This is a genomic window from Allorhizobium sp. GW101-3B10, assembly GCF_059424725.1.
Genome location: NZ_JBWKZR010000002.1, coordinates 105151 through 129169, shown reverse-complemented (window position 1 = coordinate 129169; position 24019 = coordinate 105151). Strand labels below are relative to the sequence as shown.

Sequence of the window (24019 nt, the reverse complement as noted above, 5' to 3'; positions counted from 1 at the left end):
TCAGAGCCAGTGTGTTTTTCAACTCGACGACATTGCGCTGTGCAAGAAGGGTAGCACGCTCGGCCTCATCAACGCGGGTCTGCCCCATCACGCCTTTGTTAGAAGGTCGCGGTTGCGCACAAGTTCGCCTTCCGACAGAGCCAGCCGCGCTTCTTCCAGAGCCAGGATACGGCGAGTGTTTTCTGCTTCGGCATCGATCTGCGCCGCCTCGGCTTCAAAGGCGGCCAGATCTGCCTCCGCCTGAACTATCGCCAACCGATAATCGGCCGGATCGATTTCAAGCACCTTGGTACCGCCGGCGATCAGTTTTCCACTTTCCAGGTCAGAGTGACGCCAGATGACCTGACCCTTTACCTCAGAAACCGGGGCCCAGGTTTCCGCCGCGTACGCGTTACCCCAGCCACGCGCCACCTGTGCGATATCCACAGGCTCAAGTAAAGAGGTGCGCACTGCACGCCCAACAATCGGCTCATCGGAGCGTGCCGGTCCTTCGGCCCCGCTGATGAAGATGGCGGCAACTACGATCCCCAGCACAATGGGTAGCAGAAACAAAATACGGAACTGCGGCGCAAGATCGGCTTCCTCTTCATCAAGGTCTTGGACACCAAGGGTACAACGGAACAGCAACCGTGAGATACACAGACAAGCGAAATAGAGTGTTCCGCTTCATCGTTTTGCGGTGCTTGCCCAGGCCGCGAGGCTCCAGAAGCCGAAGCGCACTATCAGCGCACCCAAGGTCCGCGTCTCCCACTCCTGGCCAGCGGCAATAATTGCAAGAAACAGCGCAAACAGTCCGCCCAACGCCAGGGCCAGTATGATAGCAAGCTTCTTGCCCACATGGTGACCGAGAAAGATGCCAATACCGGCTGCAATATAGACCGGCCCTGACAGGAAATTGAACCAGAGCACCAAGGGCACGAATTGCCCAGCCGCCACGCGGGCCGCGTCTGGACCAAAAAGCACCATGCCGCCTGACCAGAGTGTCAACAAGCCAAAGGCAACGGCCAGCACCCCCAATAACCGATTACGTATCATTCACGGTTCCTCCCTTTTTATGTCCATCGTAGCAGTCCATAGGTTTCTGGCGCGCCAGCACCAGACCTTGGCGGAACGGCCGCCCCTCCCCGAGCGCTTCCAAGGTCTCTCGACCCCAGATACCTTGACCCGTTCCGCTACGGGACCAAAGCGAACCACTGCTCAGGATCGAGATACGGCACTGCAGGTATCCGCAACGGACGGCGATAAGGATTGTGGTCGCGATCCGAGTACCCACCAACCTTGCGCCAGGCCTCGTCGGCGGTCATTGCTGCACGCGCAGAATTTGACCTTCAGAGTTGCGGTAGCTGCCATCTTCGAGCGCCTCGAAACTGGTGCAGGTTTTACCGCGCTTTGGTCCATCAACCATGGTCATGCACAGGCCATCTTCGGCATAGGCCCAAGTGCCAGAGCCGGAAATGAAGCCGGCTTTCATGTTGACACTGCCATCAACATTGTAGCGTAGGCGCGCTGTCATGCCGAGACGCACTGTTGTCAGATCCTTGCCAATGATCTGCTGGGCGATCTGCTCTCTCGATAGAGTTGCAGCAAAGGCCGATTGGCTGATCAGGACGCTAGCTGCGAAAACGGCGGGACGAAGAAATCTAGGAGTGTGACGCATGACGTGTGCCCTTGTTGCGAGGAGTGCGATTCTTCTAAAATGTAATAGATTACTCACTTTGTAAAGCGCTCCGAATGCAATAAATTATGCATTAATATCAATATCATTTCAGTTTCAGAGAAGACATTTACACCTTACAAAGCGCGTGTTACAAAGTGATCAATCACTTTTTTTGAGGTTCTAATGATTTTACACACCAAGCACCTGTCTGCCGAGGACCGGCGTAGTGAGGCTGTCGAGGCGGTGATCGACCTTGCCGCCATCACCAATCCCGAAGAAATCACCACTTCGGCCATAGCTGCACGTATGAAGCTGACCCAAAGTGCACTGTTTCGGCATTTTTCGACCAAAGATGCAATCTGGCTAGGGGTGATGGAGTGGGTATCCGACCGGCTCTTGTCGCGGATCGACAAGCTGGCGGGAGCGGAGCCTGATCCGCTGTTGGCACTCGAGGCGATGTTCCTGGGGCACATTGAGTTCGTGGCCGACCACCCTGGTGTGCCGCGCATGATGATGGGTCAATTGCAGCGCGCCGGGATGAATCCGGCCAAGCAGATGGCGCAGACCTTGATGCAGAACTATGCCACGCGGTTGCGCCGCCTCCTCGCGGCGGCCCGCGGCAATGGCGCCCTGCCTTCGGACCTCGATGAAGCAGCCGCAGCAACGCTGTTTCTCGGCATGATCCAAGGTCTGGTAGTGCAATCATTGATGCATGGTGACAGCGCGCGGATGCGCGCGGATGCGCCAAGGGTCTTTGCAATCTATCGCGCGGGCCTGTTGCAGAGTCGGGCCTGAATGGAGGAAGGCGAATGAAGTTGACCGTTCTTGGGGCGGCGCGCGAAGTGACCGGCTCGTGCTATCTGGTCGAAACCAGCTCAGTGCGGTTCCTGGTTGATTGCGGAATGTTGCAGGGCGGGCGTGAGGCGGACTCGCGCAACCGCCAGCCTTTTGCTTTCGATCCGGCAACCCTGGATTTCGTACTCCTGACCCATGCACATATCGACCACAGCGGGATGTTGCCAAAACTCACGAAAGACGGGTTCCGCGGACCGATCCTCACCACCGCAGCCACCGCCAATCTGCTGGAGGTGATGTTGCGCGACAGCGCCCATATCCAGGAGGCCGACGCGGCACGAGCAGCACGCGGGCAGCACAGTAGGACTCGGGCGCGGCTTGCCCCGACCGCCCCAATTTACGTAATGCACGATGCAGAAGCCTGCCTGAAGCAAGTGCGCCCGATACCCTATGATAAAAAGATTTTTCCACACCCCGATTTGGCATGCACGTTCCGCGATGCCGGGCATATTCTCGGATCCGCCATTCTCGAACTCTGGATCAAGGAAGCGGGAAAATCCACGAAGTTGGTCTTCAGCGGCGATCTGGGTCAACCCGGGCGGGCGATCTTGCGCGACCCGACGCCGATTGCCGATGCCGACATCCTGGTAATGGAATCAACCTATGGGGACCGCATGCATCGCGATCAGACCGCGACGCTCGACGAAATGGTCACGATCATCACTGAAACTCGCAGGCGTGGCGGCAATATCATCATGCCTGCCTTTGCGGTCGGCCGCACCCAGGAGGTTCTCTATCACCTGCATTGCTTGGCGCGGCAGGGAAGATTGCACGACCTGAACATATTTGTCGATTCGCCGATGGCCGATCGCGCTACGCAGATCACCGCAGAGCATCTGGATCTGTTCGACAAACAGGCCCACGCGTTGGTAAATTGGCACAATGCCGGTGTGGGTCTACCCAAACTGCATTTTACCGCGAGCGCCGAGGAATCGAAGGCCCTCAACCAGATCCGGTCGGGTGCGATCATCATTTCAGCCAGTGGCATGTGCAATGCCGGTCGCATCCGACATCATTTGCGCTGGAATCTGCCTCGCCGGGAATGCGCGGTGGTGATCACTGGCTTTCAGGCGCAGGGAACACTTGGGCGGCGTCTCGTGGATGGTGCGCGGAAGGTGCGCATCTCTGGCGAGGACATCGCGGTGCGCGCCTCGGTGCATACCCTAAACGGCTTCTCCGCCCATGCCGATCAGCCAGCGCTACTAGGCTGGGCTACAGGGTTTCAAAAACCGCCCGCACAGGTTTACATTACCCATGGTGAGACTACTGCCGCCGAAGCGCTTGCCAAACGCCTACGTGCGGAACTGGGTTGGAATGTCACAGTTCCCGCAGTTGGCATGATACAGGAATGGGCGCCCGCCGAATTAGACGAGGCTCGGCAATGAGCGGGCCATCAGATCGGGTCACGCTCATTTCAGAGATCCTAGCCAGCCCATCGTACCGGCTGGCCGAGGAAGATGCCGATTTGCTGGGCGCCGACGACCTGCGCCCCCTGCGCCTGCAGCTTGAGCTGCTCAAGCCCGAACGCGTCCTGCGCCGAAACGGCATCCGTTCGACCGTGGTGGTGTTCGGCAGCGCTCGCATCGCCCAATGCGAAACCACGCCAGACACGGCACGGGCCCGCCGTCAGGCGCGCTATCTTGATGAGGCGCGGCGCTTTGCGGCATTGGTCTCACGGCGCTTTCAGCAGGAAGGGCGGTGCGATTTTGTCGTCGTCACAGGCGGCGGCCCCGGCATCATGGAGGCGGCAAATCGTGGCGCATGGGAGGTCGGCGGTCGCTCTATCGGACTGAACATTACTCTGCCACACGAACAAGCGCCCAATCCATTTATCACCCCCGAACTAGCGTTCCGGTTTCGCTATTTCGCGATCCGCAAGATGCATTTTGCAGTGAGGGCCAAGGGAATGGTTGCCTTTCCCGGCGGATTTGGCACGCTCGATGAGTTATTCGAGCTATTGACCCTGGTACAGACGGGAAAGATGACGCCGATCCCAATCGTGCTGGTCGGGGCCTCTTTCTGGCGACAGGCAATCAATTTTGACTTCCTGATCGAGGAAGGCATGATTGCTGCGGCTGACGCGGCGCTATTTACGCTTGTCGAAACCGCTGAAGAGGCAGTCGCTGCCTTGCAGGACTTCTACCATGGCAGCCCCCCGGACTAATAGGCCCACTGCATTGGAAATGATCCGCCCCATTCGGGCGACTAGGAGAGAAGACCGATGTCACGCAAGATTTCCATAGCTATTGTCCTCGGCGTATTGGTCGGCCTGCTGGGGTTCGGTGCTTGGACGGTGCTGCTCAAGCCTTCGGGCTTACCGCCCGAGGGTTTCGCACGTGGCAACGGCCGGATTGAGGCGGATCTTGTCGACATATCGCCGCGGTTAGCCGGACGAGTGGCAGAAATCACAGTGCATGAAGGCGATCTGGTTGCCGCAGGTGATGTATTGGTGGTGATGGATACTGCCGAGTTGCGCGCGCAGCTAGCCCGCGCGGATGCAGCGGTGGCCAGCGCCGAGGCGGCCGTTGGGGTCGCTGCCGCGCATGTTGCTGAGGCCCGCGCTCGGCTGGCGCTCGCACAAAGTCAGCAATCTCGCGCGGAAACGCTAAGCGTTCGCAACGTAGTCTCGCGAGAGGACCTCGATATCCGTCGCACCGAAACGCAGCTGGCCGAGGCGGCGCTGACTGCGGCCGAAGCCACGCAGCGTGCGCAGGAGCGCAGCGTCGAGGCCGAATCCGCCGCACGTGCTGAGATTGCTGCACGTATCGCCGATTCCACCCTTTACGCAGGTGGCCCCGCGCGGGTGCTCTATCGGTTGGCACAAGGCGGCGAGATCGTCGGCAGCGGGGGTAAGGTTCTTACGCTTGTCAGCCTCGAGAATGTCTACATGGAATTCTTCCTGCCCGCCGATGAAGCGCCCCGGTTGCGCGTCGGCGACGATGCACGCATCGTCGCCGACATCATGCCAAATATGTCGATTCCGGCAAAGGTTATCTTCATCTCACCGCAAGCTCAGTTCACGCCCAAGCAGGTCGAGACCCTGACTGAACGCGAGAGCCTGATGTTCCGTGTCCGGGTACGCATCCCGCCCGAGCTGGTGGCGGCGCGGATTGATCAGGTCAAGACCGGTGTGCGCGGTGTGGCCTGGGTGCGTTTAGCACTCGACGACGGAAGCCTTCCAGAATGGCCTGAAGGACTGACGCCGCCGTTGGCCCCTGTTTCGCCAGCGGCCGGCCCGAACCCGGTCCTGCCATGACCGATACACCCGAACCCATCGCCCGCCTTGAGCATGTCCGTCACCGGTTCGGCAAGGTTGCGGCACTGGACGATGTCACACTCTCGCTACCCGCGGGACGGATGATTGGACTGATCGGCCCAGACGGGGTCGGCAAATCGACACTCATGGGCCTGGTGGCGGGGGCCAAACGTTTGCAGGAGGGCACGGTTGTGACCCTGGGCGGCAGCATGGGCGATGCACGTCACCGCGCCTCTGTGGGCGGGCGCATTGCCTATATGCCACAGGGGCTGGGGCGCAACCTCTATCATGACCTGTCGTTGCGCGAGAACCTGGAGTTCTTCGGCAAGCTTTTCGGGCTCAATCGGATCGAGCGAGCCGCGCGCATCGAGCGACTGACCTTCGCGACAGGGCTTCACCCCTTTCTCGACCGACTGGCGGGAAAACTGTCGGGCGGCATGAAGCAGAAGCTGGGACTGTGTTCAGCACTGATCCATGACCCGGATTTCCTGCTGTTGGACGAACCCACGACGGGGGTTGATCCTTTGTCACGCCGCCAGTTCTGGGATCTGATCGACGCGATCCGCAATGATCGACCAGGGATGAGCGTCCTGGTTTCAACAGCATATATGGAAGAAGCGGCGCGTTTCGATCATCTGGTGGCAATGAACGCCGGGCACGTACTGGCTGAGGCTAGTCCACGTGATCTGATGACGCAAACTGCGACCGACTCGGTTGGTGCGGCCTTCGTCGCGCTGTTGCGGGCCAATGCAGAAAAGACGAATCCAGTCGAGGCGGCGGTGGAGGCTCCCACCCCGACTGAGGCGATCGCCACGCCTCAGACGGAGGCCAGCGAAGACCCGGCCATTCGGGCGCGTGGCCTTACCAAACGCTTTGGTGATTTTACGGCGGTGGAGAATGTCAGTTTTGACATCGCGCGCGGCGAAATCTTCGGCTTTCTCGGATCCAACGGCTGCGGCAAGACCACGACGATGAAAATGCTGACCGGCCTTTTGCCGGCCTCCGAGGGTGAGGCCTGGATCTTCGGTCGCCCGGTTGATGCGCAGAATCCACAAGCACGCCGGCGAGTCGGCTTTATGTCGCAGGCGTTTTCACTATATGGCGAACTGAGCGTGCGTGAAAACCTGATGCTGCATGCGCGTCTGTTTCATCTAGGGCGGGTGAGGACGGATCAACGCTTGGCCGACCTGGTGCCGCGTTTCGGACTTGAGCCCTATCTCGACCAGCGCGCCGATGCGCTGCCTCTGGGTCTGCGTCAGCGGCTTTCACTGGCTGTGGCGGTAATCCACGCGCCCGAAATCCTGATTCTGGACGAACCGACCTCAGGCGTTGATCCGCAGGCGCGCGATGACTTCTGGAGGCTGCTGCTGGATTTGTCGCGCCAGGATCGGGTGACGATCTTCATCTCGACCCATTTCATGGACGAGGCGATGCGTTGCGACCGAATCTCGTTGATGCACGCAGGCAAGGTTCTGGTCACCGACCGCCCCAGCGACATCATGCTGGCGCGCGATGCCGCGACGTTGGAGGAGGCCTTCATTGCGTTTATCTCAGCCGAGATACCGCCCGAACCCGCAAGCGCTGCGGCACTGGTTGTCGCATCGGACAATGTCGGCGACACCTCCAGCTTCAGCCTTCGCCGCCTTTTCGCCTATACAACGCGGGAGGCAATGCAGGTCCGGCGAGACCCGGTCCGGCTGGCCTTCGCCTTTCTGGGCAGCGCTCTGCTGCTCTTGATAATGTCCTTCGGCATCTCGCAGGAGGTGCGCAACATCCCCTTTGCCGCCCTTGATCAGGACCGCAGCCCTGAAAGTCGTGCCTATCTCTCAACCTTCGAGGATTCAATCTGGTTCCAGACCCATGCGCCGATCCTCGATCCGGCGGCGATGGAACAACGCCTGACCAGCGGCGAGTTGTCACTCGCACTGCAGATACCGCCCGGTTTTGGGGCCGACCTGCGGCGCGGAAGCAAGGTCGAGGTAGCGGCAATGATCGACGGTGCCGATACCTCGCGCGCGGGCACGGTGGAAAGCTATGTCTCAGGCGCCCATACAACGGCTCTGGGAGATGCAGGGGCTATGCTGGCTCTGGACATGCTGAGCCCCACGACAACGCCGGTTCAACTAACGCCGCGCTTTCGCTACAATCCAACGATGGCGAGTTTGCCCTCGACCGGCCCTTCGATCCCGCCGCTCCTTCTCTTGTTGTTCCCGGCGATCTTGATGGCGGTCAGCGTGGCGCGCGAAAAAGAGATCGGCACAATCACCAACTTCTACGTCACTCCTACCGGGCGGACCGAGTTCCTAATCGGAAAGCAGCTGGTCTACATCGGCATCACGCTGATGAATTTCGCAATTTTAACGGCGCTGGTGGTCCTGGTCCTCGGAGTGCCCTTGCGCGGCGATCCGCTGGTGCTTTTGCTGGCATCCTTTGTCTATGCGGTCGCGGCAACTGGCTTTGGCCTGCTTGTCTCTATGATGTCGGCAACGCAGGTCACGGCGGTCTTTGCCAGCACCGTCCTGTCGGTGATGCCGACGCTGCAGTTTTCCGGGATGATGACACCGGTTTCATCTCTGGAAGGCCCGGCACGGATATTGGGCAGCTTCTGGCCGACAACTTGGTATATGGCCGTCAGCGTCGGCACATATACCAAGGGACTTGGCCTGATCGATCTTAGCGCAGCGCTGATGCGTCTGGCGGTGTTCGGCCCTGTCTTCACCGGTCTTGCGATCCTCACTTTGCGCAAGCAGGAGCGGTGACATGCAGCGAATTGAGAACGTTTTCTGGCTGGTTGGTAAGGAATTGAAAAGCGTGCTGGGTGACCCGGTGATGGTGATCCTCATTCTGTGGTCCTTTGTCGTCGCCGTGATGCTCGAGGCGAGCGGTGCCGGCGACACGGTGAAGAACGCTGCCATCGCCATCGTGGACGAAGACCACTCGCCATTGACGCGACAGATTACAGAGGCGCTGATGCCGCCGTGGTTTCAGACGCCCGTCGCTATGGCCCCCGATCAGGCCGAGGCGGCTTTGGACCGGGGCGAAATCATGTTTGCTCTGGCTTTTCCGCCATATTTCGCCGCCGATACCATTGCGGGAAAGGCGCCGGTCGCCCAGCTTCTCGTCGATGCCACCGCAGTGTCCCAGGCCCAGCTCGGCACCGATTATATCCGCAGCATCGTGCAGGCCGAAGCTCTTGCTTTTGTGTCGGACAGCACCAAGGTGCCGGCGCCGCAGTTACAGCTGGAGCTGCGCCGTGCATTCAACCCTAATGGTAACCCGGTCTGGTTCAAGGCGATGTCCTCGCTCTTGAACCAGTTATCGCTCTTGACCATCGCGCTGACTGGGGCGGCGATGCTGCGCGAGCGCGAACACGGCACTATTGAGCATTTGATGGTGATGCCACTGACTCCAGTCGAGGTGGCGTTGTCGAAGGTCCTGGCTACGATGCTGGTTGTATTGGCCGCTTTCATTGGCTCCCTGTTGGTCGTGGTCCAGGGGTTATTGCAGGTACCGGTTGCGGGATCGGTGCCGCTGCTGGTGGCGGGGGCCGCAGTTTACCTTTGGGCCGCCGCAGCGATCGGGATGCTTCTGGGCACATTGGCGCGCAGCATGGCACAATTCGCGCTACTGGTAATCATGGTCATCATCCCGGTTATCATGCTGTCGGGCGGAATGGGGGCCGTCGAAAGCCAGCCCGATCTGGTGCAGAAGCTGACTTTGGCGCTGCCCTCTCGTCATTTTCTGGCCTTCGCCAAAGCGGTGGCTTTTCGCGGTGCTGGGCTGACCATAGTCTGGCCACAGCTTGCGCTAATGGCGGGATTGGGGATCGCATTCTTCGGGGCAAGCCTTACCCTGTTTCGTCGCTCGATGAGCCTGAGCGGTTGAAAACCTCTTGTCCCAACAAAAAGGAGATCACTCGTGAAGAGTATTCCCACAGGTTTCGCGCTTACGCGAACGTCGGCAGCTTCCAAGCATCGACCCATAAGAAACTGCTGGGCGAACATGAGACCAGCTCTGACAGATGGAGAAGTCCCAATGTCCCTGAAGAAATCGTAACATGACTGATCCGCGGGGACCGGTGGAAGAGCACGATCGCACTCGGTAGTCGCCGCCATCCGATGCTGAAAGACACCGGATCAGGCTTGCTGGGCCTTGATATACATCAAGCCACTCCTGCAACGTGGCAATTAAGAATATATCAGCCAAAGTCAGACGACGGGCTGACGCTGGGACCGCATGATGCTCCATCTTTCATGACGCTTGGTTCTGTCGCGAAAGGCATCGCATACCATCATTAAATTCTTCAACTGAAGGAACGCCGACATGGTTACTGCGAACGTTGCAACTCCCTCTTCCGCGACTGAAAAACGATCCGGCACGCTCGGCCTGTTGCCGCTTGTGGCTCTTGTCGTTGGCTCGATGATTGGCGGTGGCGTATTTAGCCTGCCGCAGAACATGGCCAAGGGGGCTTCTCCGGGGGCCGTCATCATCGGCTGGCTGATCACAGGTATCGGCATGCTTGCATTGGCCTTCGTTTACCAGGGCTTGTCGACCCGCAAGCCGGCGCTCGACGCCGGCCCCTACGCCTATGCCCGCGCAGGCTTCGGCGACTTCATCGGCTTCAATAGCGCTTGGGGATACTGGCTGAGCGCGTGGCTCGGCAACGTGTCCTATGTCGTCCTGATCTTCGGTGCGCTCAGCTATTTTTATCCGGCCTTCGGGGCCGAGGGCAATACTATCCAGGCGATCATCGGCGCGTCGATCGTGCTGTGGGCGACCCATGCGTTGATCCTCATGGGCATCCGCCAGGCCGCGATCTTCAACGTCGTGACGACGATCACCAAGCTGGCACCGATCGCGCTCTTCATTGTCATTGTCATGGTGGCCTTCAATCTGCCGAAGTTCAATATCGATCTATGGGGGGCGGCGACACCCGATCTCGGCAGCGTCATGGCGCAGGTCAAGAGCACCATGCTGGTCACCCTCTGGGTCTTCATCGGCATCGAAGGCGCGAGCGTTGTTTCGGGCCGCGCGGCCAAGCGCTCCGACATCGGCCGTGCCACGATCATCGGCTTTGTCGTGGCGCTCGCCGCCTATCTGCTCGTATCGCTTCTGTCCTTCGGCGTCATGACCCAACCGGAGCTTGCAGCGCTGCCAGCGGCCGCTTCCATGGCGAATGTTCTCGAACAGGTGGTCGGGCCCTGGGGCTCAGTGGTGGTGCGCATCGGGCTTGTCGTCTCCGTCGCCGGGGCATTCCTGAGCTGGACCCTGTTTGCCGCCGAAATTCCATACCGCGCGGCCCGCGAGGGCATCCTGCCTGACGTATTCGCGATCGAAAACAAAAACGGGTCACCGGCCGGAGCGCTGTGGATCACAAATATCCTGGTCCAGCTTTTCCTCATTGTTACCTTTTACGCGAACTCGACCTATCTTGCGCTCTTCTACATCGCATCGGCGGCCATCCTGGTTCCCTATGTACTGTCTGGGGCCTATGCGCTGAAACTGGCCCTTACCGGAGAGGGCTATGATGCCGGCGAGGGGCGGGGTCGCGACATCTTCACCGGGGCGCTGGCCACGATCTATGGCGCCTGGCTGATCTATGCGGCCGGTCCCAATTACCTGTTCATGTGCGCGCTGCTCTATGTCGTCGGCATTCCTGTCTATTGGTGGGCGCGAAACGCTCGGGGCGAGAAGGCCTTCTCTGGCATCGAAGCCCTCATCGGGGCTGGCATCGTAGTTGCGGCAGCTATTGCCGGCTATCTGATGTGGACTGGCGCGATCAGCGCCCTGTAGCCGCCTCGAGCGAGGGAACCAGTACGATGAACGCAACTCCGCAACTTGGCGTGCATTCCGAAACCGGCAAGCTGCGGCAGGTGATCGTCTGCCGCCCCGGGCTCGCCCATCGACGTCTCACCCCCTCCAACTGCCAGGAACTGCTGTTCGACGATGTCTTCTGGGTCAAGCAGGCTCAGAGGGATCACGACGTCTTCTCGGGCCTGATGCGCGACGATGGCGTCGAGGTGCTCGACGTCAACGTGCTCTTGGCCGAAACGCTGGATCTGAGAGGCGGCCGGGCCTGGGTCCTCGACCAACGCGTCAACGCGGATCAGGTCGGCGTGGGCATGATGGAGGAGCTGCGTGCCTGGATGGACGAGCTGACCGGCGCCAAATTGGCCGAATACCTGCTCGGCGGGCTTGCGGCGGATGAACTTCCGTTCAAACCGACCGGCCTATTCGGCAGCTATCTCGGTCATCACGGCCAAATCCTGCCGCCCTTACCCAACGCTCTATTCACCCGCGACAACTCGTGCTGGATCTACGGTGGAGTGACGGTGAACCCGATGTACTGGCCCGCCCGTCGCCCGGAAACGCTGCTCAACACTGCGATCTACAAGTTCCATCCGAAATTTGCCGGAAAGGTCGATATCCATTGGGGGGATCCGACCAAGGAGCATGGGCTGGCGACGTTGGAAGGCGGCGACGTGATGCCGGTGGGCAACCGCACCGTGCTGGTGGGCATGGGAGAACGCTCGTCACCGCAAGGGATAGGGCAACTGGCCGAGGCGCTGTTTGCGAAGGGCGTGGTCGATCGCGTGCTGGCGTTCCGCATTCCGAAGTCGCGCGCGGCCATGCACCTGGACACGGTCTTCACCCTGTGCGGCGGCGACGTGGTGACGACCTTCAAGGAGGTTGCTGACGAACTGGTCTGCTATGACATACGGCCGGGCGAAGGCAAGGCGCCCTTGTCCTTCCGTCACGATCCGCGCCCGATCTTCGACATCGTGGCCGAGGTTCTGGGCTATAAGAAACTTCAAATCGTGCCCACCGGCGGCAATACGGACGAAGAGCGCGCGCGCGAGCAGTGGAACGATGGGAACAACGTGCTTGCGCTGCGTCCCGGCGTGGTGGTCGGATACGACCGCAACGACGATACCAATGCCGCGCTGAAAGCCGTCGGCATCGAGGTCCTGGCTGTTCCAGGGGCCGAGCTTGGTCGCGGTCGCGGCGGCGGACACTGCATGAGCTGCCCAACCATCCGCGATGCGATCTGATCCCAAGGGGTAATCACAATGTCTTTCAATCTGAAAAATCGCAGCTTCCTGACACTTCGCGATTACACACCGCGCGAGATCACGTTCCTGCTGAAGCTCGCCGCTGACCTCAAGACCGCCAAATACGCAGGAACCGAGGTTCCCAAGCTGCAGGGCAAGGATATCGCGCTGATATTCGAAAAGGATTCGACCCGAACTCGCGTCGGTTTTGAGGTGGCTGCCTATGACCAGGGTGCGCGGGTTACCTATCTGGGGCCGACCGGCAGCCATATCGGCCACAAGGAATCGGTGAAGGACACCGCTCGCGTGCTGGGGCGGATCTACGATGCGATCGAGTATCGCGGTTTCGGGCAGGAGATCGTCGAGGAACTGGCCAAATATTCGGGGGTGCCGGTCTATAACGGCCTGACCAATGAGTTCCACCCCACACAGATCCTCGCCGACTTCCTGACGATGCAGGAACATGTCGAAAAGCCGCTGCACCAGGTTTCTTTTGTCTTCATTGGCGATGCCGGCAACAACATGGGCGACAGCCTGCTGATCGGCGGCGCAAAGATTGGCATGGATGTACGGCTTTGCGCGCCGAAGGCGTGCTGGCCCGTGCAGGAGATCCAGGACCACGCCCAGGCCGTTGCCACCGAGACCGGGGCACGGATCATGATTACCGAGGATATCGATGCCGCGGTGAAAGGTGTCGATTTCGTCTATACCGATGTCTGGGTCTCCATGGGTGAGCCGAAGGAGAAATGGGCCGAGCGGATCAAGCTTCTCACGCCCTACCAGGTGAACGCAGCGCTGATGACCAAGACGGGCAATCCGCGCGTGCGCTTCATGCATTGCCTGCCGGCCTTCCACAATACAGAGACGAGCGTCGGCGCGGACATCAAGGCCGAATTCGGCCTCGATGCGATGGAAGTGACCGAGGAGGTTTTCGAAAGCCCTGCATCCATCGTCTTCGATCAGGCCGAGAACCGGCTTCACACGATCAAGGCGGTGCTCGTCGCCACCCTGGGAGCCTGAAATGCTCGTGGTCGCAGCGCTAGGCGGCAATGCCCTGTTGAAAAGAGGCGAGCCATTGACGGCCGAGGCGCAGCGGGAGAACGTGCAGGTGGCAACCCGATCACTGGCCGCGGTGGTTCGCGCAGGCCATCGTCTGGTCGTCACCCATGGCAATGGTCCCCAGGTCGGTCTCCTGGCGCTGCAGGGCGCTGCCTACAAGCCCAACGAGGCCTATCCGCTCGATGTTCTCGGTGCGGAAACCGAAGGCATGATCGGTTACATGATCGAGCAGGAGCTCGAGAACGCGCTTGATCACGCGCAGCCCGTCGCAACGCTGCTAACCCAGGTGGTGGTGGACGGGCGCGATCCCGCCTTCGAAAAGCCGAGCAAGTTCGTGGGGCCTGTCTATGAACGGACCGAAGCGGAGGCGCGGGCCAAGGCGGCGGGATGGACCATCGCCGCGGATGGGGACAAATGGCGCAGGGTCGTGGCATCGCCCAAGCCCGTCGAGATCCCCGACTTCAAGATCATCAGACTTCTGCTGGATCACGGCGTTATCGTCGTTTGCACCGGCGGCGGCGGTATTCCGGTAGTGCGGCGCGACGATGGCAGCCTGATCGGGATTGAAGCCGTCATCGACAAGGACGCCGCCAGCGCCGTGCTGGCGCGCCAGCTCGGTGCTGACGCCTTGTTGTTGCTGACCGATGTGGACGCGGTCTACCGCGATTTTGGCAGAGCTAACGCCGGACCGCTTGCCCATATGACGCCGGACGAGGCCCGTGCCTTTAGCGCGCCGGCAGGGTCGATGGGTCCGAAGATCGTCGCTGCCTGTGATTTTGCCGACACCGGCGGCTTCACCGGAATCGGCCGCCTGGAGGATGCCGTCGCGGTCTTGGACGGCCGCGCCGGCACGCGGATCGACAAGAACATGGGGTCGAGCTGATCCGTCGGTCTGGCGATGATCGGGACGGTGCGAAACGCTAGATACCAATTCAAGAGAAGTTCCTCAACGTAGTCGCGCTTTCTGCCGAGCCTGCGGTCTCCGGCCGACGAGCCCGTTCGCCTGCCAACATCCGCATCGATCGGTGCTGAAGCGTCGTCTAACAATCCACTATAATTCAACGCCTGAGCACACAAATGCGCCTCGATCGTCAACTCTCCCAACGAGCAAGGACGCTTCAATTCTGATCGTCTGCATTTGACATCGGCGAGAAGTGCCTCCAATTCTTCTTCCATGGATTTGAAGGGGTGAAGTCTTGATGCTGAATTCTGCTCGGCTAAAAGGCGCGTTTAGTAAATGGATGTGCGGCCGTGCTCGGCCGCGGTCTTCCAGCCCTGTGTCTGTTGATTTCCACTGAGAGCTGACCCGGCGCAGCCTGATATTTCCATTGAGAATTGGCTCTGACTCACATTTGCTGCTGTTTGGGGCGACGCTTTCGCTGATTCACCGGAGGATCAGCAATGCGACATCGGTTCCAGCGCACGAGCCTCGCGCCGCCTGGCTTTGCAGTAGACGAAGTGATGGTTGTTGGGGAATGCGTTCAAGTTCGGCTCCGATCACGCTATCCCTCAGGGTCTTGTCCGGACTGCGGACGACCAAGCCGGAGGGTGCAAAGCAGATATCTGCGACGGCCAGCTGATCTTCCCCTCTGCGGCCGGCGAGTAGAATTGACGATCGTGGCGCGTCGGTTCTGGTGCGATGCAGTTCTTTGCGGACGGCGCATCTTCTGCGAGCAGTTTGATAGCGGCGTCTTGGCTCGGTATGGCCGGCGCACCCAGCGGCTAGAGACAATTGTTCACCACCTCGGCTTGGCGCTGGGCGGAAGACCTGCTGCCGGCTTTGCCAATCGTTTGATGGTTCCGGTGAGCAACGACACGCTGCTGCGGGTGGTTCGCCGCCGCATTGCTGACCAGAACGATGAACTCACCTTCATAGGCATTGATGACTTTGCCTTCAGGCGCGGCCAGACCTATGGAACGATCGTTTGTGATCTAGAGCGGCGGAGGCCTGTCACCCTGTTGCCGGATCGTGCGCTGGATACGTCTCGGAGATGGCTTGCCGAGCATCCGTCGATATCGATCGTCGCTCGCGATCGAGGCGGCGGCTATGGTGAGGCCATAGCGAAGGCCTTGCCCAATGCCGAGCAGGTCGCCGATCGCTGGCACCTGATGGAGAATTCCAGCCGGGCCTTCCTCGATGCAGTCGGCAAGTCGATGCGCCAGATCAGGCAGGCGGTCGGCAGCAATGTCGTTGACCCGAAGCTTTTAACCTACGCTGAAAAACTGCAGTACGAGGGATATCTGCGCCGCCAGGAAACAAACGAGGCGATCCGGGAGATGTCGAAGAAGGGAACGTCAATTCGACAAATAGTCCGGCAAACCGGCCATAGTCGGAAGATTGTCCGCGACGTTCTGAGGGGCCAGCGCCTCGATGTCTTCCGGACACGGCCCAGCTCATTGGATAGCTGGCTGCCGTGGCTCAACGGCCGCTGGGACGAAGGCGTGCGGAACGCCTTGGCGCTCTGGCGGGAGATGAAAGCGAAAGGCTTTCCGGGACAGAGCGGTGTCGTCTCCCAATGGGCTCAGCGGCGCCGTCTTGCGGAGAAAGCCAACCAGAGCGGGCTTGCGCGAACGCCATCGGCCCGGGTCATCGCCCGGTTGATGACAACCGCGCGCGATGACTTGGCGAAACCTGAAGCGATCCTGGTTGCGGCTATCGAAGTGAACGTTCCGGAACTGATAGTCGCCCGTGCGGCCATCGGCGAGTTCCAATCCATGATCCGTTCGAAAACAGCGCGAAAGCTGGATGAATGGCTTGAATCTGCCAAGAACAGCCTGGTCGGATCGTTTGCCGGTGGCGTTGCGAAAGATCTCGACGCCGTGCGAAACGCAATTCTCTCACCTTGGTCGAACGGACAGACGGAAGGTCAGGTCAAACGATTGAAGCTTATCAAACGCCAAATGTATGGGCGAGCCAAACTTGATCTGCTGCAGGCCCGATTGATCGGTGCAGCGTAAGCTCCGACGCCAGCAAAAGTGCGTCAGAGCCAAATCCTGGTGAAGCTCAACAGGCATATCTTCTGCACTCGGCAATCAGGCCGACCGAAAAAGTGACCTGTGCTGCAGACCATTTTAGAATGAACAGGCAAGGCGGCAGCATCGCATTGACTTTTGTCAGCGTTGATGAATTATGTCAGCGCCCCGCCTCATGAAGGACAACCATGCCGATCCGCGCCACCGATCAAATCATCCACAAGGCCGCCTGGCTTTACTATACGCACGGCCTGCGCCAGGACGAAGTGGCCCAAAGGCTGGAAATTTCTCGTGCCTCAGTCGCAATGTATCTGCGCCGTGCGCGCGAGATGGGCATTGTCACAATTACCACCTCGTCAGAGCTTTTCTCCGATGACGTCCTCGCCCGCGAGCTGGAGGACGCGACAGGGCTGACGACGGCATGGATCGTACCGGAGGACCGGCAGGCCATGGACCCGGCCGCCGAAATGCCGGTAGTCGCCGCCTCGGTCTTCCTCGAACTCATAAACAAGGGCGAGCGGGTTGGCGTGGCCTGGGGCCGCACCGTCTACCACATTGCCGACGTCATGCCCTTCGCGGATCTGCGCGGCGTTACTGTCGTGCAGCTCTGTGGCAACCTCGGTGCACCCTATTCCTATCGCCCCGACCAATGCACGACCGAAATCGCCCGTCGCCTCAATGCGGAAGGCATCAACTTCTATGCCCCTCTCGTCCTCTCCTCGGAGCGCCTTGCCGACGAGCTACGCGGTGAACCCGTCATCCGGGAGCAACTCGCGGCCATATCCGATTGCCAGCTGGCACTCTATTCCGTCGGCGGCATTGAGGAAGACAGCCACCTCGTCAAATGCGGTGCTCTTTCAGCGCAAGGCATGCACGAAATGGGTGAAAAGGGGGCGGCCGGCGTCATTGCCGGACAGCTCATTGACCGGGACGGCCGGTGGATGGATTGCGCGCACAATCGACGCTGCATCTCTGCCGATCTCGATTCCATCCGCGCGATCAAGAAGCGGATGCTCGTCGTGCAGGAAGACAACAAATTCGAGCCGCTGATCGCGGCGCTGAAGGGTGGCTTTGCCTCGCATCTGGTCATCACCACCTCAATGGCACGGAAGGTTCTGGAACACTGGAGCCGCGAGGGGCTCGGCAAGGGCGGTTTAAGCAAGGCTTGAACCCCAAAAGATTGGGCCCGCCGATGCCGGCCGGGCCGGTTTATCGGGAGGCTGAACACGATGGAAAATCTCTGGCGCGACGACGAGGCGGAAAAGGTCGTTGCAAGTTACGCCACAAAAGGCGTCAACCGCGACCTGGCGTTGCGCACTTATACAACACGCCTGCTCGGCGGTGAGCCGAGGCTCGTGCTGCACGGCGGCGGCAATACCTCGGTCAAGACCGAGATCACCGACCTCGTCGGCGACACCCATGCCGTTCTCTGCGTCAAGGGCAGCGGCTGGGACATGGGCACGATCGAACCGGCTGGCCTGCCCGCTGTCAAAATCGGCTCGCTTCTGAAAAGCCGCAAGCTCGAAAAACTCTCCGACGAGGACATGGTGACGCTGCTGCGCGCCAGTTTGATCGACCCGGCCGCCCCAAACCCGTCCGTGGAAGCGCTGCTGCACGCCTTCCTGCCGCACAAATTCGTCGATCACACCCATTCGACCGCCATTCTCGCCATCGCCGACCAGGCGAAGAGCCGGGAGATGAGCGCCGAACTCTTCGGCGGCAAGATGGGTTTCGTGCCCTATATCATGCCCGGTTTCGCGCTGGCCAAGGCAGCGGCAGAAGTATTCGAGCAGGATCCCACGGTCGAGGGCCTGATCCTTGACAAACACGGCATCTTCACCTTCGGCGACACTGCCAAGGAAGCCTATGACCGGATGATCCACTACGTCACGGTCGCCGAGGATCACGTCAAGAACAACGGCCGTAATCCCTTCACGCCGGCCAGCCTGCGGACCGAGCTGGCAAGCGTCACCGATATCGCCCCCCTGCTGCGCGGCGCCGTCGCCGTTGCCAAGGGCGAAGGCCGCTATGACCGCATGGTGAGCGTGTTCTGCACCTCCCCGACCATCCTCGACTTCGTCAATGCGGTGGAAGTCGCCGACATGGCGGCACGCGGTGTTTCCACGCCCGACCTCTCCATCCGCATCAAGACCGGTCCCATGGTGCTGCCGGCGCCGGCCAAGGACGACCTTGCCGGTTACCGTGCCGTCATCGACGAACGGGTTGCCGCCTTCACTGCCGATTACACCGAGTACTTCCGCAGCAATGATGCCCGCGACGACGTCAAGCGCATCATGCTCGACCCCATGCCGCGACTGACGCTGGTGCCGGGCCTCGGCATGTTTGGCCATGGGCGGACTTTCAAGGATGCGACGATCGCCGTCGATGTCGGTGAAATGTGGATCGAGGCTGCGCGAGACGCCGAATCCGTCGGACGCTTCGAGCCGGTCAGCCGGCCGGATCTTTTCGACCTTGAATATTGGTCGCTGGAACAGGCGAAACTGGCTGGCGCCAAGCCGAAACCCTTCACGGGCCAAGTCGCCGTGGTCACCGGCGGTGCCGGTGCCATTGGTGCCGCCGCGGCCAAGGCCTTCGCGGCCGAGGGCGCCCATGTCGTGGCGCTTGACCTCGACGGCGAAAAGGCGGCGGCCGTCGCCAACGCGGCCGGCAACAATTCGATCGGCATCGCCTGCGACATCACCGATCCCGCCTCCGTGCGCGCCGCCTTCGACAAGACGGTCGCCACCTTCGGCGGCGTCGACATCGTCGTGTCCAACGCCGGCGCCGCCTGGGAAAGCCCGATCGCCACGATGGACGACGCGCTGCTGCGCAAGAGCTTCGAGCTGAACTTCTTCGCCCACCAAACCGTGGCGCAGAATGCGGTGCGCATCATGAAGGCGCAGAAAACCGGCGGCGTGCTGCTGTTCAATGCATCCAAACAGGCGGTCAATCCGGGCGCAAAATTCGGCGCCTACGGCCTGCCGAAGGCAGCAACGCTTTTCCTGTCGCGCCAGTACGCGCTGGAGCACGGCGCCGACAACATCCGCGTCAACGCCGTCAATGCCGACCGCATCCGCTCGGGCCTGCTCAATGACGAGATGATCGCCAACCGTGCCGCCGCCCGCGGGCTCTCCGTCAAAGAGTACATGGGCGGCAACCTACTCGGCCTCGAGGTGACGGCCGAGGATGTCGCCCGCGCCTTCGTGCATCACGCACTCGCCGAACGCACGACCGCCGACGTGACCACCGTCGACGGCGGCAATATCGCGGCAGCGCTACGCTGATCAGCAGAGCGGGGGCAGACAACTGCCCCGGTTCCTCTTCAGGACATAGGAAAGGGGCGGCCCGCTGGGCCGCCCCTTCTGCATTTCCCGCAATCGGAAATCAGGGCTTGGGCATCCATGCCGGCATGGCAACATCGGCATGGGCAAACTGCGGCAGCTTCACGCCAAGCTCTTCCATGTTCTTGATGTCCTGATCATTGAGATCCTTCTGCGTGATCAGCGTCGGCGGCACGATGATCTGCTTGCCCGGGTCTTCGCCGGCGAGCAGCATGGCGAGCGAGCGCACCGAAACCTGACCGACCACGGCCGGGTTCGTCGCAGCCGTCGCGACCCAGGCGGAACCGGGTTCGCGCATCGCGGCGATGTCGGAGGTCGAGATGTCTGCTGAATAGATCTTGACGCTGGAGGACTGGCCCGCTTCGTCAACGGCGATCTTCACACCCTTGGCGAATTCGTCGTAAGGGGCAAACATCACGGTGATATCGGGGTTGGCGGAGATCACCGAACGTGCCTGGTTGGCGACCGAATTGGCAATCGGGTTGTCCATCGTGCCGAATTGGGCGGCCTCGTTGATTCCCGAATACTTTGCCTTGAACTCCTTCCAGGTCTCGTCGCGGCGGTCGAGCGGCGCAATGCCGGCGACGTAGACGTAACCAGCCTTGAAGCTTTCGCCATTGTCCTTGACCGCCTGCTCGAGCGCCAGGCGGGCCAGGTCGCGGTCGGACTGCTCGACCTGTGGGATCTTGTCGTTCTCGACATTCACGTCGAAAGCGACGACCTTGATGCCGGCGTCCACCGCACGCTGGGCGGCTTCCTTCATCGATTCCGTCAGGCCGTGCTGAATGATGATGCCCTGTACGCCGAGCGCGATGGCCTGGTCGACCATATCGGCCTGGAGCGCCGCGTCCTGGCGGCTGTCGAGAACCTGAAGCTGGACGCCGAGCGCCTTGGCCTGCGCCTCCACGCCTGCAAGGTAGGACTGGAAAAAGTCGCCGGTCGACAGATAACGCACGAGCGCGATCTTCACGTCGCCCGGCTTGTCGAAAGGCTTCGGCATATCGGCGGCAAAGGACGGCACGGCGAATGCCGTGGCGGACATCAGCCCGAGCGTAATTTTGCCCAGGGTTCTACGCGTAAAATTCATTTCAGTCTCCTCCACTGGTGAACCTTAGTTATCCGCCGAGGACTCCCGCCTCAGCGTTTGCCTCTTTTCGAGAGTGCAAAGGTGAAAATCAGGGCGATGACAAGCACGGCGCCCTTGACGAAATCCTGTGTGTAGTAGGGCGCGTTCATCATCGTCAGACCCTGCAGCAGGATGCCGACGAACAGCGCACCGATGGCTGTGCCGAAGGCATTCGGCTTGGCGGCACCGAGCACGGCAAAGCCGATGAGGGCTGCAGCGACAGCATCGAGAAGAAGGTTGTTGCCCGAGGCGATGTCGCCGCGACCGAGACGGGCGGCAAGCAGGATGCCGCCGATCGAGGCGAAAACACCGGAGATGATATAGGCGGCGATCTTGTAGGCATTCACGGGTGCACCAGCGAGGCTGGCCGCGCGCTCGTTGGAGCCGACGGCATACATCATGCGTCCGAAGCGCGTGTATTCGAGGAAGAACCAGATGACGATCGCGAGCACGATCAGCACGACCACCGAGACCGGCACGAGGTTGGGCAGGATCAGATCGAAACGGTGGCGACCGAGCGCCAGGAAGGCCGGGCTGAAGGTGCCTGTCGCGGTCGAACCGTCGGGAAGGGTCATGCCCGCGGCGATCGAACGCCCCTCGGTCGGAATGCGCTGGAGGCCGAGCAGCAGGAACATCATGCCGAGCGTCGCCAAGAGATCCGGTACACGCATATAGACGATGATGATGCCATTGATGAGGCCGACGATCATGCCGACGGCAAGGCAGACAAGCGTCGCTGTCAACGCATCGCCGCCCATCACCACCATCACATAGGACGAGGCCATCATGGCCGTGGTGGCAACAGAGCCGATCGAAAGGTCGAAGCCGCCGACGACCAGCGTCGCGGTGACGCCGAGCGCGAGAATACCTGTTATCGACACGGATTGCAGGATGAAGACGGCACTCTGCGGCGAGGCAAAGCCCCCGGTAACGAGCGAAAAATAGAGCACCATGCCGGCAAGCAGCACAAGGAAGCCGTATTTGATCGCGGTTTCCCGGATATTCAGGGCCGCGGGCGGAACGGCGCCATTGGCCGCGGATTTGCTCTCTTCATTCATCATCATGCGCTGACCTGTTGATAGAATTGCCCGGCAATCTCGCAGAGCAGTCGCTCGACATTGATGTCGGCATTGCGGTGCTCGCCCACGATGGTCTGTTCCGACATCACGAGGATGCGGTCGGCGACCTCGAAGGCTTCGTCGAGTTCCGTCAGGAAAAGGATGGTGGAGCGCCCGGCGGCGGATGCGCGCAGCTTCTCGCCGATGTCGCGGCGGGCAGCAATGTCGACGCCCTGAAAGGGTTCGTCGAGGATGAGCAGGCGCGACGGCTCGGACAGCCAGCGGCCGACCATCACCTTCTGCTGATTGCCGCCCGACAGTGTCTGCATCTCGTCGCGTTCGCTGCGGCAAACGACACCGAGCTCGGCGATCTGCTGACGCGCCTTTGCCTTCTCCGCCCGGCGGCTGGCAATGCCAAGGGACGAGAGACGGCGCAGGAACGGCAGGCTGATATTCTCGTAGATATTGAAATCCGGCACGATGCCGCTGATCGCGCGGTCCTTGGCAACGAGAAAGACCCCTCGCGCAATTGCCTCTTTCGTCGTCTTCGGCGCATAGCGCGCGCCGTCCAGCGTCATCTCGCCGGCCGCCGGAGCGCGGGCGCCAAACAGCGTTTCAGCGAGCGCAGTCTTGCCCACACCGACAAGGCCGGTGACGGCAACGATCTCTCCATCGCCAAGTTCAAAGTCGAAGGGGCGCGTCTGCCCGGACAGCTTGAGACCACGCGCACTAAAGACCGGACGGCCCGCCGCTCTCACGGCAACCTCGCCGGCGGAGACCTTTCGGCCGAGCATGGCATTGACCGCGCCTTCATAGTCGAGTTCAGGTCCTTCGAAGCGGCCGGTGATGCGGCCATCGCGCAGGGTGAGGATGCTGTCGGCAAGGCGACGGATATCGGACATGCGGTGCGAAATGTAGAGGATGGCGACGCCGCGCACCTTCAGGCGGTCGACGAGATCGAACAGGCGATCGGCCTCCGCGCTTGACAGCGACGAGGTCGGTTCGTCGAGGATCAGCACCCTCGGCTCATGCGCCATGGCACGCGCAATCGCCACCATCTGGCGGTCGGCGAGTGTCAGGTCGTTGATGCTGGCCGAAAGATCAATCGCAAGTCCCATGCGGGACGCGACGGCGGCGGCCTCGCGACGTACCCGTCGCGGATTGAAGAACAGCGGGGCGCCGCGCCCGTTCAGCCGGTCGAGCGTGAGATTGGTCGCGACATCGAGGTCGGCGATGACACCGTCATTGATGTTCTGGTGCACGGTGACGACGCCGGCACGGATCGCCTCGGCCGGCGTCGCCGGTTCGAAGGCGCTACCGGCCAGCATAATCGTGCCGGTGTCCCGCGTGTAGACGCCGGAGAGGATGCGCACGAGCGTGGATTTGCCGGCACCATTGGCGCCCATCAAGACCGTCACTGCGCCTGCCTTAAGGTCGAGGTCCAGACCCTGCAGCACCGTTACCGGGCCAAAGGATTTGCGCACGCCCTCAATGCGAAACACTGCCTGTTCGCTCATTCTCTCCTCCCAATGACGCCACGTTAGGATAGGCTTTCATCAAATGTCAAGGTCGTTGACATTTGACAGAATGTTGCCTTAGCTTTGCGCAAAGACTGCATGGCGGCGCGCGGTGGAGGCGGCCC

At 60.9% G+C, this 24019-nt stretch carries 19 protein-coding genes; 13 read left to right on the top strand and 6 right to left on the bottom strand.

What is annotated here, in order from left to right:
• Window positions 1-87: 87 nt before the first annotated feature.
• The 3 genes from AC07Y0_RS24825 to AC07Y0_RS24815 all read right to left on the bottom strand — a co-directional run bounded on the left by AC07Y0_RS24825 (window position 88) and on the right by AC07Y0_RS24815 (window position 1657).
• Window positions 88-627 (bottom strand): hypothetical protein, encoded by a 540-nt coding sequence (locus AC07Y0_RS24825; RefSeq protein WP_498680438.1) that lies wholly within the window; start codon window positions 625-627, stop codon window positions 88-90.
• 39 nt (window positions 628-666) lie between these two features.
• The gene (locus AC07Y0_RS24820) at window positions 667-1035 is read right to left on the bottom strand and encodes a hypothetical protein (protein ID WP_498680437.1); all 369 of its coding nucleotides are present in this window, start codon (window positions 1033-1035) and stop codon (window positions 667-669) included.
• A 265-nt stretch (window positions 1036-1300) separates the two neighbouring features.
• Window positions 1301-1657 carry a hypothetical protein gene (locus AC07Y0_RS24815; RefSeq protein ID WP_498680436.1) on the bottom strand — a complete coding sequence of 119 codons (357 nt, stop codon included), beginning with the start codon at window positions 1655-1657 and terminating at the stop codon, window positions 1301-1303.
• A 183-nt stretch (window positions 1658-1840) separates the two neighbouring features.
• Between AC07Y0_RS24815 and AC07Y0_RS24810 the strand changes: the two genes are divergently transcribed.
• The 13 genes from AC07Y0_RS24810 (at window position 1841) to AC07Y0_RS24750 (ending at window position 20136) form a co-directional block, all read left to right on the top strand.
• The gene (locus AC07Y0_RS24810) at window positions 1841-2452 is read left to right on the top strand and encodes a TetR/AcrR family transcriptional regulator (protein ID WP_498680435.1); all 612 of its coding nucleotides are present in this window, start codon (window positions 1841-1843) and stop codon (window positions 2450-2452) included.
• Between the two features lie 14 nt (window positions 2453-2466).
• Window positions 2467-3897, top strand: a complete 1431-nt coding sequence (locus AC07Y0_RS24805) for an MBL fold metallo-hydrolase RNA specificity domain-containing protein (protein ID WP_498680434.1) — start codon at window positions 2467-2469, stop codon at window positions 3895-3897.
• A complete protein-coding gene (locus tag AC07Y0_RS24800) occupies window positions 3894-4676 on the top strand; it encodes an LOG family protein (protein WP_498680433.1) in 783 nt (260 codons plus the stop codon). Before AC07Y0_RS24805 ends, AC07Y0_RS24800 begins: the two co-directional genes overlap by 4 nt.
• A gap of 57 nt (window positions 4677-4733) precedes the next feature.
• Window positions 4734-5768 (top strand): HlyD family secretion protein, encoded by a 1035-nt coding sequence (locus tag AC07Y0_RS24795; protein WP_498680432.1) that lies wholly within the window; start codon window positions 4734-4736, stop codon window positions 5766-5768.
• Entirely contained in the window at window positions 5765-8527 is a 2763-nt protein-coding gene (rbbA, locus tag AC07Y0_RS24790) for a ribosome-associated ATPase/putative transporter RbbA (RefSeq protein ID WP_498680431.1), read from the top strand. Before AC07Y0_RS24795 ends, rbbA begins: the two co-directional genes overlap by 4 nt.
• A 1-nt stretch (window position 8528) precedes the next feature.
• Window positions 8529-9653: an ABC transporter permease gene (locus tag AC07Y0_RS24785; RefSeq protein ID WP_498680430.1), complete on the top strand. Its 1125-nt coding sequence runs from the start codon at window positions 8529-8531 to the stop codon at window positions 9651-9653.
• A gap of 438 nt (window positions 9654-10091) precedes the next feature.
• Entirely contained in the window at window positions 10092-11561 is a 1470-nt protein-coding gene (gene arcD, locus AC07Y0_RS24780; RefSeq protein WP_498680429.1) for an arginine-ornithine antiporter, read from the top strand.
• Window positions 11562-11587: 26 nt separating this feature from the next.
• On the top strand, window positions 11588-12820 hold the full coding sequence (locus AC07Y0_RS24775; protein ID WP_498680542.1) for an arginine deiminase: 1233 nt from the start codon (window positions 11588-11590) through the stop codon (window positions 12818-12820).
• Between the two features lie 18 nt (window positions 12821-12838).
• On the top strand, window positions 12839-13840 hold the full coding sequence (locus tag AC07Y0_RS24770) for an ornithine carbamoyltransferase (RefSeq protein ID WP_498680428.1): 1002 nt from the start codon (window positions 12839-12841) through the stop codon (window positions 13838-13840).
• 1 nt (window position 13841) lies between these two features.
• The gene (gene arcC / locus AC07Y0_RS24765; protein WP_498680427.1) at window positions 13842-14762 is read left to right on the top strand and encodes a carbamate kinase; all 921 of its coding nucleotides are present in this window, start codon (window positions 13842-13844) and stop codon (window positions 14760-14762) included.
• 518 nt (window positions 14763-15280) lie between these two features.
• On the top strand, window positions 15281-16837 hold the full coding sequence (locus AC07Y0_RS24760; protein WP_498680426.1) for an ISL3 family transposase: 1557 nt from the start codon (window positions 15281-15283) through the stop codon (window positions 16835-16837).
• 203 nt (window positions 16838-17040) lie between these two features.
• Window positions 17041-18021 carry a sugar-binding transcriptional regulator gene (locus tag AC07Y0_RS24755; protein ID WP_498680425.1) on the top strand — a complete coding sequence of 327 codons (981 nt, stop codon included), beginning with the start codon at window positions 17041-17043 and terminating at the stop codon, window positions 18019-18021.
• A gap of 60 nt (window positions 18022-18081) precedes the next feature.
• A complete protein-coding gene (locus AC07Y0_RS24750; RefSeq protein ID WP_498680424.1) occupies window positions 18082-20136 on the top strand; it encodes a bifunctional aldolase/short-chain dehydrogenase in 2055 nt (684 codons plus the stop codon).
• A gap of 100 nt (window positions 20137-20236) precedes the next feature.
• On the opposite strand, the gene AC07Y0_RS24745 is transcribed toward AC07Y0_RS24750, so the two are convergent.
• From AC07Y0_RS24745 to AC07Y0_RS24735, 3 genes are read right to left on the bottom strand one after another with little or no spacing between them, the layout of a single operon-like run.
• Entirely contained in the window at window positions 20237-21280 is a 1044-nt protein-coding gene (locus AC07Y0_RS24745) for a substrate-binding domain-containing protein (protein ID WP_498680423.1), read from the bottom strand.
• A gap of 50 nt (window positions 21281-21330) precedes the next feature.
• Entirely contained in the window at window positions 21331-22380 is a 1050-nt protein-coding gene (locus AC07Y0_RS24740) for an ABC transporter permease (RefSeq protein WP_028737756.1), read from the bottom strand.
• Complete coding sequence (locus AC07Y0_RS24735; protein ID WP_498680422.1) at window positions 22380-23894, bottom strand: sugar ABC transporter ATP-binding protein; 1515 nt, start codon at window positions 23892-23894, stop codon at window positions 22380-22382. Before AC07Y0_RS24735 ends, AC07Y0_RS24740 begins: the two co-directional genes overlap by 1 nt.
• Between the last annotated feature and the right edge of the window lie 125 nt (window positions 23895-24019).

What these genes read in the sequence shown, in the direction of transcription:
- AC07Y0_RS24755 (WP_498680425.1), top strand. Translation starts at nt 17,041, where the DNA reads ATGCCGATCCGCGCCACCGATCAAATCATCCACAAGGCCGCCTGGCTT.
- AC07Y0_RS24805 (WP_498680434.1), top strand. Translation starts at nt 2,467, where the DNA reads ATGAAGTTGACCGTTCTTGGGGCGGCGCGCGAAGTGACCGGCTCGTGC.
- rbbA (WP_498680431.1), top strand. Translation starts at nt 5,765, where the DNA reads ATGACCGATACACCCGAACCCATCGCCCGCCTTGAGCATGTCCGTCAC.
- AC07Y0_RS24735 (WP_498680422.1), bottom strand. Translation starts at nt 23,894, where the DNA reads ATGAGCGAACAGGCAGTGTTTCGCATTGAGGGCGTGCGCAAATCCTTT.
- arcC (WP_498680427.1), top strand. Translation starts at nt 13,842, where the DNA reads ATGCTCGTGGTCGCAGCGCTAGGCGGCAATGCCCTGTTGAAAAGAGGC.
- AC07Y0_RS24760 (WP_498680426.1), top strand. Translation starts at nt 15,281, where the DNA reads ATGCGACATCGGTTCCAGCGCACGAGCCTCGCGCCGCCTGGCTTTGCA.
- arcD (WP_498680429.1), top strand. Translation starts at nt 10,092, where the DNA reads ATGGTTACTGCGAACGTTGCAACTCCCTCTTCCGCGACTGAAAAACGA.
- AC07Y0_RS24750 (WP_498680424.1), top strand. Translation starts at nt 18,082, where the DNA reads ATGGAAAATCTCTGGCGCGACGACGAGGCGGAAAAGGTCGTTGCAAGT.
- AC07Y0_RS24770 (WP_498680428.1), top strand. Translation starts at nt 12,839, where the DNA reads ATGTCTTTCAATCTGAAAAATCGCAGCTTCCTGACACTTCGCGATTAC.
- AC07Y0_RS24745 (WP_498680423.1), bottom strand. Translation starts at nt 21,280, where the DNA reads ATGAATTTTACGCGTAGAACCCTGGGCAAAATTACGCTCGGGCTGATG.
- AC07Y0_RS24820 (WP_498680437.1), bottom strand. Translation starts at nt 1,035, where the DNA reads ATGATACGTAATCGGTTATTGGGGGTGCTGGCCGTTGCCTTTGGCTTG.
- AC07Y0_RS24740 (WP_028737756.1), bottom strand. Translation starts at nt 22,380, where the DNA reads ATGATGAATGAAGAGAGCAAATCCGCGGCCAATGGCGCCGTTCCGCCC.
- AC07Y0_RS24775 (WP_498680542.1), top strand. Translation starts at nt 11,588, where the DNA reads ATGAACGCAACTCCGCAACTTGGCGTGCATTCCGAAACCGGCAAGCTG.
- AC07Y0_RS24815 (WP_498680436.1), bottom strand. Translation starts at nt 1,657, where the DNA reads ATGCGTCACACTCCTAGATTTCTTCGTCCCGCCGTTTTCGCAGCTAGC.
- AC07Y0_RS24810 (WP_498680435.1), top strand. Translation starts at nt 1,841, where the DNA reads ATGATTTTACACACCAAGCACCTGTCTGCCGAGGACCGGCGTAGTGAG.
- AC07Y0_RS24785 (WP_498680430.1), top strand. Translation starts at nt 8,529, where the DNA reads ATGCAGCGAATTGAGAACGTTTTCTGGCTGGTTGGTAAGGAATTGAAA.
- AC07Y0_RS24795 (WP_498680432.1), top strand. Translation starts at nt 4,734, where the DNA reads ATGTCACGCAAGATTTCCATAGCTATTGTCCTCGGCGTATTGGTCGGC.
- AC07Y0_RS24800 (WP_498680433.1), top strand. Translation starts at nt 3,894, where the DNA reads ATGAGCGGGCCATCAGATCGGGTCACGCTCATTTCAGAGATCCTAGCC.